The sequence below is a fragment of the Proteus terrae genome (genome assembly GCF_003144325.1).
GTDB lineage: Bacteria > Pseudomonadota > Gammaproteobacteria > Enterobacterales > Enterobacteriaceae > Proteus > Proteus terrae.
Map to the genome: position 1 here is coordinate 1 of NZ_PENS01000019.1, position 11,610 is coordinate 11,610.

Consider the following 11,610-nt stretch of genomic DNA (forward strand, 5'->3'; position numbering starts at 1 on the left):
AACTCAGAAGTGAAACGTTGTAGCGCCGATGGTAGTGTGGGGCCTCCCCATGTGAGAGTAGGGAACTGCCAGGCATTAAATAAGACGAGAAAGCCAACCCAATGGGTTGGCTTTTTTGCATTTGGGGTTTTATATAACTTAAAAGTCTAAAAACACGAGTTGCTTGTTTTATATTGAGGTTGTTAATAAGATAATTGCTAAATAATACCTTGGCTCCAACGAGAAAATTGCTCAATCCCCATCCTGTTCAATATATAACGAAACCAAACACTGTAATTTTGTGCATTCTCTTCAATATCTTGATAAAGAGAATCAAGAGAGATCCAGCGATAATTCAGTACTTCATCTGGATTGCTATGTGGTAATTCGTTACTAAATCCAAGAAATAGGTGATCAAATTCATGCTCTATCAGATCATCTGTCACTTTTTCGTTATACAGAATAGTTCCAATAGATTGCATATCACACTTCATACCTAATTCTTCATCTAGACGACGATGAATAGCATCTGAAAGTAATTCGTTTGGAAGCGGGTGACTACAACATGTATTTGCCCATAAACCACCAGAGTGATATTTAGATATCGCACGTTGCTGAATAAGTAACTGCTGTTTTGAATTAAAAATAAATATTGAAAAGGCTCGATGTAAGGCGCCTACAATATGAGCTTCAAGCTTTGGCATTGTTCCCAGCTCATTATCATTTTTATCTACGAGAATGACAGCGTCTTCCACAAGAAATCACCTTAATAAAATAATATATTGTTATAGCGTGAATATAACATGACTGTATATCAAATAACGATTTATTGTGTTGTTCTTTTTATGGCATCACAGGAATGATGCCTAGAATAAAAGGAAAGGAAGAGCTAAGGAGTATAATATTGAACACCAATCTTAATAAGTTCTCTGCCTTGTGATTTTCGATGCTTATTTGTATCTCTTAATGAGTAAATACAGCCACAATATTCTTGTTGGTAGAATTGTTCACGTTTACTTATTTCGATCATTCTGGCTGAGCCTCCTTTTTTACGCCAATTATAATCCCAATAAACCATATTAGGATAAGGTGCTACTGCTCTTTCACCACAGCCATTTATCTGTTTCATATCTTTCCAACGTGAGATCCCAAGTGAACTGGAAATAACGGAAAAGCCATTTTCAGAGGCATAAAGGGCTGTTCTTTCAAAGCGCATATCAAAACACATTGTGCATCGAATACCACGCTCAGGCTCTTTTTCCATTCCTTTAGCTCTTTCAAACCAATTATTTGTATCATAATCAGCATCAACAAAAGGAATATTATGTTTTTTAGCAAAACGAATATTCTCTTCCTTACGAATTAAATACTCTTTTTGGGGATGAATATTGGGATTATAGAAAAAGATAGTGTAATCAATACCTGAAGCTTGTAATGCTTCCATGACTTCACCAGAACAAGGAGCACAGCAAGAGTGTAGTAAAAGCTTATTTGCATTTGCAGGTAATGTGAGCTTTTCTCGTATAAGAGTCATAGATGATCCTAAATAACATTATTTTAGTTGTAAAATGATGCCTTTATTATAGTGATAAATACGTAGGCAATCTGCTTTTTTAAAATTATTTAAAAATAACCACTTGTTTTATATAAATTAAAAATGATGAACGAAAATGATTTAGGTAATGACTATCAGAGAGTTTACTAGATTCATATTATGATGAGAGGTAAGATGAAATACTAATTCTGCTACTGTTTGTAGCAAAATCTAAAATAAAGGAATTTAGTTATGTCATCTATATTACCTCGCTCTGTAACCTCGCCAAAAAAATTCTTTATTGGTAGCCAATTACTGTCTTCTGTCGGTAAATATGTAAAAGATTTTGGTGATAATGCATTTATTATTAGTGATGAGTTTTTTTTAGAAAAAGTAACTAAAGAAGCAGTTCCTTCTCTAAAAGAAAATGGCATTGTTTCACTGGTTGAAAAATTTAATTATGAATGTACTGAGGCAGAAGTTAATCGCTTAGGTAAAATTGCCGTTGAAAATAAAGCGAACGTTATTATTGGTATTGGGGGTGGTAAGACATTAGATGTGTCTAAAGCAGTTGCTTATTATCAGCACATCCCTGTTATTTTATTCCCAACAATCGCTTCAACGGATGCACCTTGTACTGCATTGTCTGTGCTATATAAAGAAAATGGTGAGTTTGATAAATATTTATTCTTACCACAAAACCCTGATGTTGTTATCGCAGACACCGCTATTATCGCATCAGCTCCACAACGCTTTTTCTCAGCGGGTGTTGGTGATGCGCTAGCAACTTACTTCGAAGCTCGTGCTTGTTATCAAGCTGACGGCTTAAATTTAGTTAATCAACGTCCATCACGTACAGGCCTTGGTTTAGCGCAACTTTGCTTTGAAATGCTAAGTGAAAATATTGATAAAGCAATGGATGCGATTCGCCATAAAATTACCACTCCTGCATTAGAGCAAACTATTGAAGCAACAATCTACCTTAGTGGTGTTGGTGCTGAAGCAGGTGGCTTAGCAGCTGCTCACGCAGTAAATAATGGTATGTCTGCAGTTGAGTCTTTACACCGTGTTCAACATGGTGAAAAAGTAGTATTTGGTTTATTAACTCAACTAGTGTTAGAAAATGCACCACAAGAAGAAATTGATGAAGTGATCCGTATTATCAAAGCGGCGGAATTACCACTGACACTTGAAGATATGGGTATGAAAGAATTCATCGAAAGTGAATGGCGTACTGTTGCTAAAATTGCCTGTGCTGAAGGCGACACAATGGGTAATATGCCAATGAGAGTGACAGAAGAAGATGTTTATAATGCAATGATTGCAGCTAACGCATTGGCTCATCGCTATAAATAATTCTTAGCTTGGCAAATGATTATCTTAAAACCCCAAATTAAGTTTGGGGTTTTTTTTAGTCTAATGTTGGGTTCATTTGGGCAAGATCGAACGGTGTTATCTGATAAACATAGTAGTTCAACCAATTTGCAAACAATAAATGTCCATGACTACGCCAAGAAGCGATAGGTTTTTTGTTCGGATCATTATTAGGAAAATAGTTTTCTGGTAATTGAGGATCTAACCCTGCTTTAACATCACGGTGATATTCATCTGCGAGTGTATTAGGATCGTATTCAGGATGCCCTGTTGCAAAAACAACTCGTTTATCTTTTGATGCAAATAAATAAGCGCCTGCTTCTTCCGAAGTTGCAAGGATCTCCAAATCAGTATTATTTTGAATAAAGTCGATAGGAAAACCTGCATAACGAGAATGGGGAGCAAAGAAAGTCTCATCAAATCCGCGCGTTAACAGTGCATATGGTGAGCAAGTATTATGGGTATATACGCCTGAAATTTTTTGTTCTAGCGTATATTTAGGAAGGTCATATAAGATATTCAACCCAGCTTGAGCCGCCCAACAAATAAAGAGTGTAGAAGTAACATGCTCTTTAGCCCATGTAATCACCTCTTTTATTTCATCCCAATAAGCTACATCTTCAAATTCAACTAACCCTAATGGCGCGCCCGTGACAATAAGGCCATCAAAATTTTGCTCTTTAATTTGGTCAAAATCGCAATAGAAAGTATCGAGATGCTCTACAGGTGTATTTTTAGGAATACGAGAGTCAATACGCAATAATTGAATATCAATTTGAAGAGGGCTATTAGAAAGCAATCGCAGAAATTGATTTTCTGTTTCTATTTTCTTTGGCATTAAATTAAGGATAAGCACTTTTAAAGGGCGAATATCTTGAATACTCGCTCTACTGGATGTCATAACAAAGACATTCTCTTTTTGTAAACAACTGACTGCGGGTAGCTCATCGGGTACTCTAATTGGCATTTCAATAACCTCTAAAAACTTCTAGACATCTAGAGGCCTAAATTTAGCTAATAACCTTTTGAATGTCGAGGTCTTCATGTTGTATATGAAGAATATTCATATAAGAAAAAGCTATATAGCTAAAATCATCAAGCATTAACCATTCCTTTTCTCTGTTTATTATCGATCTCTTCCAGATCCCTCGAGTTATTTTTGAAATTCTGATTTTTGTACAATAAAAAAACACCGATGTAATCACATTGTTAAAAATTATTTAAATAAAAATGGAATTCATTTTTGATTTTTGTAAAAACTGCATTAGTCTTAATCAGGTGTGCAAAAGCTTTTAGGGGAATGCAGAATGTCACAATCATTAACTACAGAAGAATTAAATTTTACGCAATCTTTTGGCGATCAGGAAAAAGAGATATTAAATCATGATGTTAAATTATTTCTGACTGATTTGGTAAGTCACTTTTCAGATAGACGCCATGCTTTATTAGCTGAAAGGGATAGCTGGAAACATAGAGTTGATAATGGCGAGCTTCCTGATTTTATTTCGGAATCTGATTCCATTATAAAATCAGAATGGAAAGTTAATCCTATACCAAAAGATCTTCAAGACCGTCGTGTTGAAATAACGGGACCTGTTGATCGCAAAATGGTCATTAATGCATTAAATGCTAATGTAAAAGTCTTTATGGCTGATTTTGAAGATTCCTTAGCGCCTACATGGGACAAAGTGATTGATGGTCAAATCAATTTGCGTGACGCCGTCAAAGGCACCATTTCTTATACCAATGAACAAGGCAAATGTTATCAGCTTAAAGCGTCACCTGCGGTATTGATTGCCAGAGTAAGAGGTCTTCACCTTCCTGAGAAGCATGTGTTATGGCAAGGCAAGCCTATTGCAGGGGGATTATTTGATTTTGCTCTGTATTTTTACCATAACCACAAAGCCTTATTAGAAAAAGGGAGTGGCCCTTATTTTTACATTCCTAAATTGCAAACATGGCAAGAGGCTAAATGGTGGAGTGATGTTTTTCATTTCACAGAGAAACGCTTTGGTTTAGCAACAGGAACCATTAAAGCCACGGTATTAATTGAAACCTTACCTGCTGTTTTCCAAATGGAAGAAATTCTATTCCATATGAAAGAGCATATCGTTGGGCTTAACTGTGGTCGTTGGGATTATATTTTTAGTTATATCAAGACATTAAAAAATTATCCTGATCGTGTATTGCCCGATAGACAAGGGATCACGATGACTCAACCTTTCTTAAGTGCTTATTCGCGTTTACTGATCCAGACTTGCCATAAACGTGGTGCTTTTGCGATGGGTGGAATGTCTGCGTTTATTCCAAGTCGAGACCCAGAGCAAAACGGCATTATTTTGAAAAAAGTATTTGATGATAAAGAGTTTGAAGCAACAAATGGCCATGATGGTACTTGGATTGCTCATCCAGGCCTTGCTGAAACAGTATTGTCTGCTTTTGATGCCGTATTAGGGGCTCGCTCAAATCAACTCGATGTGCAACGTAATGAGAAGATAACAGCAGAAATGTTATTGGCACCTTGTACAGGTGAGCGTACAGAAAAGGGTATGAGAGCTAATATCCGCGTTGCTGTGCAATATATCGAAGCTTGGATTTCGGGTAATGGTTGCGTACCTATCTATGGATTAATGGAAGATGCGGCAACAGCAGAAATATCGCGTACCTCTATTTGGCAATGGATCCGCCACCAAAAAACACTGTCTGATGGGCAAGTCGTGACTAAAGATCTCTTTCGTAAAATGCTGAAAGAAGAGCTTGAAGTCATACACCAAGAAGTCGGTGACACTCGTTTTGAAGAAGGGCGTTTTAAAGAAGCGGCTTCTTTGATGGATAAGATTACAACCCAAGATGAATTAGTCGATTTTCTGACTTTACCGGGTTACCAACTTTTAAATTAAAAAAGATACGTCAAACGTATTTATAAACTGCAAACATCATCACTACCGTATTTATAGGAGCTGTTTTTATGACTATTAGTAGATCAGAGCAAATCGCCCAATTAGAGAAAGAGTGGGAACAACCTCGCTGGAAAGGCATTACCCGTCCTTATAGCGCTGAAGATGTCATTAAATTAAGAGGTTCGGTTAACCCAGAACATACCTTAGCAAGACGCGGCGCTCAAAGGCTTTGGTCATCATTAAATGGAAAATCAAAAAAGGGTTATGTTAATGCACTAGGTGCTTTAACGGGTGGACAAGCATTGCAACAAGCAAAAGCAGGGTTAGAAGCTGTTTATCTTTCAGGGTGGCAAGTAGCAGCTGATGCTAACACAGCTGGAAGTATGTATCCTGACCAGTCTTTATATCCGGTTGATTCTGTTCCTAATGTTGTTCAGCGTATCAATAATACGTTTAGACGAGCTGATCAAATTCAGTGGTCAAATGGTATTGGTCCTCAACATAAAGATTATATTGATTTTTTCCTTCCCATTGTGGCTGATGCTGAAGCCGGTTTTGGTGGCGTATTAAATGCCTTTGAATTAATGAAAGCGATGATTGAAGCTGGAGCGGCGGGCGTTCACTTTGAAGATCAGCTAGCTGCGGTAAAAAAATGCGGACATATGGGAGGAAAAGTATTAGTTCCAACTCAAGAAGCGGTACAAAAGCTGGTCGCTGCGCGTTTAGCTGCGGATGTGTCTGATGTGCCTACATTACTTGTTGCGAGAACAGATGCCGATGCTGCCGATCTTTTAACTTCAGATTGCGATCCTTATGATAGCTCGTTCTTAACTGGAGAACGTACGCCTGAAGGTTTCTTCTGTACTCACGCGGGAATTGATCAGGCTATTAGTCGTGGTCTTGCTTATGCGCCTTATGCCGATCTGGTGTGGTGTGAAACATCACTTCCTGATCTGAAAATGGCTGCTAAATTTGCAGAAGCTATTCATGATAAATATCCCGGAAAAATGCTGGCTTATAACTGTTCGCCTTCCTTTAACTGGAAAAAGAATCTCGATGATCGCACGATTGCACATTTCCAAGATGAGCTTTCTGCGATGGGCTATAAATTCCAATTTATTACTTTAGCTGGAATTCACAGCATGTGGTTCAACATGTTCGATCTAGCACATGATTATGCCAAGGGCGAAGGTATGAAACATTATGTTGAGAAGGTACAAGAAAAAGAGTTTGCGGCACTTAATCAAGGCTATACCTTCTCATCGCATCAACAAGAGGTGGGAACCGGATATTTCGATAAAGTAACGACGATTATTCAAGGTGGTATGTCTTCTGTAACAGCATTAACAGGCTCGACAGAAGAGCAACAATTCTAAAATCCCAAAATATCATTATCTGTTTTTTGTGGTGATAATTCAGGAGCAGGATGCTCCTCTTTTTCGTGAGGTTGTTAATGACGCCAGAAGATTTGATTGCTCAAACAATTTTACAAGGCTTTGATGCACAATATGGCCGCTTTCTTGAGATAACGTCAGGGGCACAATATCGTTTTGAGCAAGCAGATTGGCATGGTGTCCAAATTGCGATGAAAGAGCGCATCCGTTTATACGACAATCATGTTGGATTAGTGGTTGAGCAACTAAAATGTATTCGACATGATATTGACAAAGAAAGTCTTTTTCTACAAAAGGTGAAAGAGAATTATACGCAATTATTGCCCAATTACCCTCGATTCGAGATTGCCGAAAGTTTTTTTAATTCTGTTTATTGTCGTCTGTTCTACCATCGTGAATTGAGTAAAAAGAATCTTTTTGTTTTCTCATCACAACCGGCTTATCGCTTTACACAAGCGCCTCGACCATTATCAAAGCAGTTTGTTATTCAGAGTGATTTACCGACATTAGTGCAAGATATTTTATCGCGCTTACCTTTGCGGTTACCGTGGCAAAATAAACAACGCGATATTCACTCTATTTGTAATGTACTTACTGCTCAGTTCTCTTTTGAACAATTGCACAATGCGGTATTTCATATTGCAAACGAACTCTTTTATCGTAATAAAGCGGCTTGGTTGATAGGAAAAATAGTGATTAATGATCAATATATTCCATTCTTATTACCCATTCATAATATTGAGCAACAGTTATTGATTGATACTTGCCTTATCTCTGCGGATGAAGCGAGTATTGTCTTTGGTTTTGCTCGTTCTTATTTTATGGTTTATGCCCCATTTCCTGCGGCATTAGTTGCTTGGCTAAGAGATATATTACCGGGTAAATCTATCGCTGAGCTTTATATGTCTATTGGATGCCAAAAGCATGGTAAAACAGAATATTACCGCGAATATCTTGCCTTTATGAATTTTTCATCAGAGCAATTTATTGAAGCTCCTGGGGTAAAAGGTATGGTTATGTTGGTCTTTACATTACCAACGTATGATCGCGTTTTTAAAGTGATTAAAGATAAATTTGCACCACAAAAAACGATCACTGCAGAGCGAGTAAAAGAGTGCTATCAATTGGTTAAAGAGCATGATCGTGTTGGACGAATGGCGGATACTCAAGAATTTGAAAATTTTGTGATCGATAAGAAAAGAATTAGCCCTGAATTAATGGCGATCCTTGAACAAGAGATCTCCAATAAGTTGGAAGATCTGGGTGATAAAATACTGATCCGCCATCTTTATATGGAACGTAGAATGATACCGCTCAATATCTATATGGAGCAGTGCAATGAAAATCAACTTAAAGCGGTTGTTGAAGATTATGGGCAAGCGTTGAAAGAGCTTATTGCAGCGAATATTTTTCCCGGCGACATGCTGTTTAAAAATTTTGGTGTGACTCGCCACCATCGTGTGATTTTCTATGATTACGATGAAATTAGTTATATGACAGATATGAATTTTCGTGCTATCCCGCCAGCCCGTTATCCTGAAGATGAATTAGCGAGCGAGCCTTGGTATAGCGTTGCGCTCAATGATGTATTTCCTGAAGAATTTCGCTATTTTTTATGTAGTGATAAGCAAGTTTGCCACTATTTTGAAGCTCAACATCGTGAGCTTTTATCCCCAGAATATTGGCAACAACAACAGCAAAAAATTAAAGAAGGGTATATCGAAGATGTTTATGCCTATTCTCAATCTAAGCGATTTACTTAATAAATAGTCCTGAGAAAAGATAAAAATAAAGGTAGATACAAGGGGATACCTACCTTTATTGGATAAAACCTATTTTTATACAGAGATAATTAACGCTGAGTGCCAGCAACGGCTTCTTTAGCTAATTCAGTAATACGTTGGAAATCACCTGCTTTCACTGCATCATTAGGCACTAACCAAGAGCCACCAATGCAAAGCACACTCTCAAGTGCAAGGTAATTACGGTAGTTTTCTGGCGAAATACCGCCTGTTGGGCAGAAGCGGACTTTTGAGAATGGTCCTGCAATTGCTTTTAATGCCTTCACACCACCATTAGCTTCAGCTGGGAAAAATTTAAATTCATTTAACCCGTAGCTCATTCCCAGCATTAATTCAGACACTGTCGAAATACCCGGAATTAAAGGAATAGTTCCCGCAACGGCTGATTTGAGTAACGCTTCTGTTAATCCTGGGCTGATAGCAAATTGAGCACCTGCTTCAGTGACTTGCGCTAATTGTTGAGGATTAATTACTGTGCCTGCGCCCACAATAGCTTCAGGAACTTCTTTGGCAATACGGCGGATTGCCTCAATTGCGCATTCTGTACGTAATGTCACTTCTAAAACTTTTACACCACCGGCGACTAAAGCTTTTGCAACAGGGACGGCATCATCAATATGGTTGATAACAATAACAGGAACAACAGGCCCTGATTTTAGTACAGACTCTGCACTTGTATTCCAATGATCCATGATTGTATTTCCTAATCAGAAAGTGGTGAGCAAATGAATTTAATCTGCTCCTCGTTAAGCCTCAAAAACTTGCCTACATTAAAAATCAATGCAACAAGCACCTTGTTCAGCACCTGATAAATGACGGCGTAAATTAACGAATAACTCACGACCACAGCCTGTATTATTGGCACTTAAATCAGGAATTTCATCTTGGCGAGCATTTAATGTTTGCTCATCAATAAGCAACGTTAACTCACCTGTTTTACCATTAACGCGAATGATATCACCATCACGTACTTTGGATAGTAAACCACCATTTACAGCTTCTGGAGTAACATGAATTGCGGCAGGTACTTTACCTGAAGCCCCTGAAAGTCGACCATCTGTAACTAATGCTACTTTATAGCCTTTATCCATTAATACACCTAAAGGCGGCATAAGTTTATGTAATTCAGGCATACCATTCGCTTGTGGTCCTTGATAACGTACAACGACCACACAATCTTTATTTAGCTCACCAGCTTCAAACTTAGCAGCAATATCATGTTGGCTATTAAACACAACAGCAGGCGCTTCGATGATTTTATTTTCATCAGGTACTGCAGAGGTTTTCATTACGGCTCTACCTAAATTACCTTGCATCACTTGTGTGCCACCATGTGATGAGAATGGGGTATTAATATCCGCAATCACATCTTTATCTAAAGAGCTTATAGCGCCTTCACGCCAATCAAGTTTACCGTTATTTAACCAAGGCTCTAGGGTATAACGCTCAATGCCAAATCCTGCAACAGTGTTCACATCTCGATGGATTAAACCTTTTTTCAGTAGCTCACGAATGATCAGTGCAATACCGCCGGCTGCTTGAAATTGGTTAATATCGGCAGGACCATTAGGATAAATGCGTGCAATAAGAGGAACAACTCGTGATAGTTCAGAAAAATCATCCCAATTAATAATTATACCCGCCGCGCGTGCCATTGCGACTAAGTGCATGGTTAGATTAGTTGAACCACCTGTTGTTAGTAGCGCAACAATGCCGTTTACAATGACTTTCTCATCAACTAATTGGCCGATAGGAAGATAATTACCTGAATTTTCGGTTAGTCGTACAATCTGATTTGCCGCCGCATCAGTTAATGCATCACGTAGTGGTGTATCTGGATGGACAAAGGAAGCGCCGGGTAAATGTAATCCCATCATTTCCATGACCATTTGATTAGAGTTTGCGGTGCCATAAAAAGTACAGGTTCCAATGCTATGATAAGACGCTGCTTCGGCTTCTAATAAAGCATTACGATCAACCTTACCTTCAGCATAAAGTTGACGAATACGAACTTTCTCTTTGTTTGGCAAACCGCTAGTCATAGGGCCTGCTGGAACAAAAATAGCAGGAAGATGACCAAAAGAGAGAGCAGCCATAGTCAGCCCAGGAACAATTTTATCGCAGATCCCTAAATAGAGTGCGCCATCAAACATATTATGAGACAAACCAACCGCAGCAGACATTGCGATAATATCACGACTAAGGAGCGATAACTCCATGCCATCTTGACCCTGAGTAACACCATCGCACATTGCAGGAACACCGCCGGCTACTTGCCCTACTGCACCAACAGCATGTAATGCTGTTTTAATTTTTTGAGGATAATCTTCATACGGCTTATGAGCCGATAACATATCATTGTAAGCAGTGATAATGGCAATATCATTATGAACCATATTTTTCAGACGATTTTTATCTTCTGCCTGACAAGCTGCGAAACCATGAGCCAAATTACCGCAAGCCAATTGAGCACGATGCACGGTTTGGCTTTTTTCTGTTTCAATTTTGTTCAGATAAGCACGACGAGTCGCTTGTGAACGAGCAATAATACGCTCAGTCACTTGTTTTACTGTCTCGTTAAGGGGGACAAAGTCGTTCTGAATTGGGTCATGATTTTTAGGGTTCAT

The 11,610-nt window shown here is 38.4% G+C and carries 9 protein-coding genes and 1 rRNA gene; 5 read left to right on the forward strand and 5 right to left on the reverse strand.

Annotated features, from left to right (window positions below; all coding sequences use genetic code 11):
• Positions 1-74 (forward strand): 5S ribosomal RNA (gene rrf / locus DK857_RS19665); the annotation flags it as partial.
• 123 nt (positions 75-197) lie between these two features.
• Here rrf and idi read toward each other — a convergent pair.
• Entirely contained in the window at positions 198-734 is a 537-nt protein-coding gene (gene idi, locus DK857_RS17015) for an isopentenyl-diphosphate Delta-isomerase (RefSeq protein ID WP_109394766.1), read from the reverse strand.
• 134 nt (positions 735-868) lie between these two features.
• Positions 869-1,513, reverse strand: a complete 645-nt coding sequence (locus DK857_RS17020; protein ID WP_109402792.1) for an epoxyqueuosine reductase QueH — start codon at positions 1,511-1,513, stop codon at positions 869-871.
• 252 nt (positions 1,514-1,765) lie between these two features.
• Here DK857_RS17020 and DK857_RS17025 point away from each other — a divergent pair, with 252 nt between their 5' ends.
• The gene (locus tag DK857_RS17025; protein ID WP_109394770.1) at positions 1,766-2,869 is read left to right on the forward strand and encodes a glycerol dehydrogenase; all 1,104 of its coding nucleotides are present in this window, start codon (positions 1,766-1,768) and stop codon (positions 2,867-2,869) included.
• A gap of 55 nt (positions 2,870-2,924) precedes the next feature.
• Here the strand turns inward: DK857_RS17025 and metA are convergent, their stop codons facing one another.
• A complete protein-coding gene (metA, locus tag DK857_RS17030) occupies positions 2,925-3,854 on the reverse strand; it encodes a homoserine O-acetyltransferase MetA (protein ID WP_109402793.1) in 930 nt (309 codons plus the stop codon).
• 340 nt (positions 3,855-4,194) lie between these two features.
• Here metA and aceB point away from each other — a divergent pair, with 340 nt between their 5' ends.
• The 3 genes from aceB to aceK all read left to right on the forward strand — a co-directional run bounded on the left by aceB (position 4,195) and on the right by aceK (position 8,944).
• Positions 4,195-5,787 (forward strand): malate synthase A, encoded by a 1,593-nt coding sequence (aceB, locus tag DK857_RS17035; RefSeq protein ID WP_109394774.1) that lies wholly within the window; start codon positions 4,195-4,197, stop codon positions 5,785-5,787.
• A 68-nt stretch (positions 5,788-5,855) separates the two neighbouring features.
• Positions 5,856-7,163, forward strand: a complete 1,308-nt coding sequence (gene aceA, locus DK857_RS17040; protein WP_109394776.1) for an isocitrate lyase — start codon at positions 5,856-5,858, stop codon at positions 7,161-7,163.
• Positions 7,164-7,234: 71 nt separating this feature from the next.
• Positions 7,235-8,944 (forward strand): bifunctional isocitrate dehydrogenase kinase/phosphatase, encoded by a 1,710-nt coding sequence (gene aceK / locus DK857_RS17045; protein WP_375804077.1) that lies wholly within the window; start codon positions 7,235-7,237, stop codon positions 8,942-8,944.
• Between the two features lie 89 nt (positions 8,945-9,033).
• Here aceK and DK857_RS17050 read toward each other — a convergent pair whose 3' ends face one another.
• Positions 9,034-9,675, reverse strand: a complete 642-nt coding sequence (locus DK857_RS17050; protein ID WP_075673078.1) for a bifunctional 4-hydroxy-2-oxoglutarate aldolase/2-dehydro-3-deoxy-phosphogluconate aldolase — start codon at positions 9,673-9,675, stop codon at positions 9,034-9,036.
• A gap of 78 nt (positions 9,676-9,753) precedes the next feature.
• Positions 9,754-11,610 (reverse strand): phosphogluconate dehydratase, encoded by a 1,857-nt coding sequence (gene edd, locus DK857_RS17055; RefSeq protein WP_109394780.1) that lies wholly within the window; start codon positions 11,608-11,610, stop codon positions 9,754-9,756.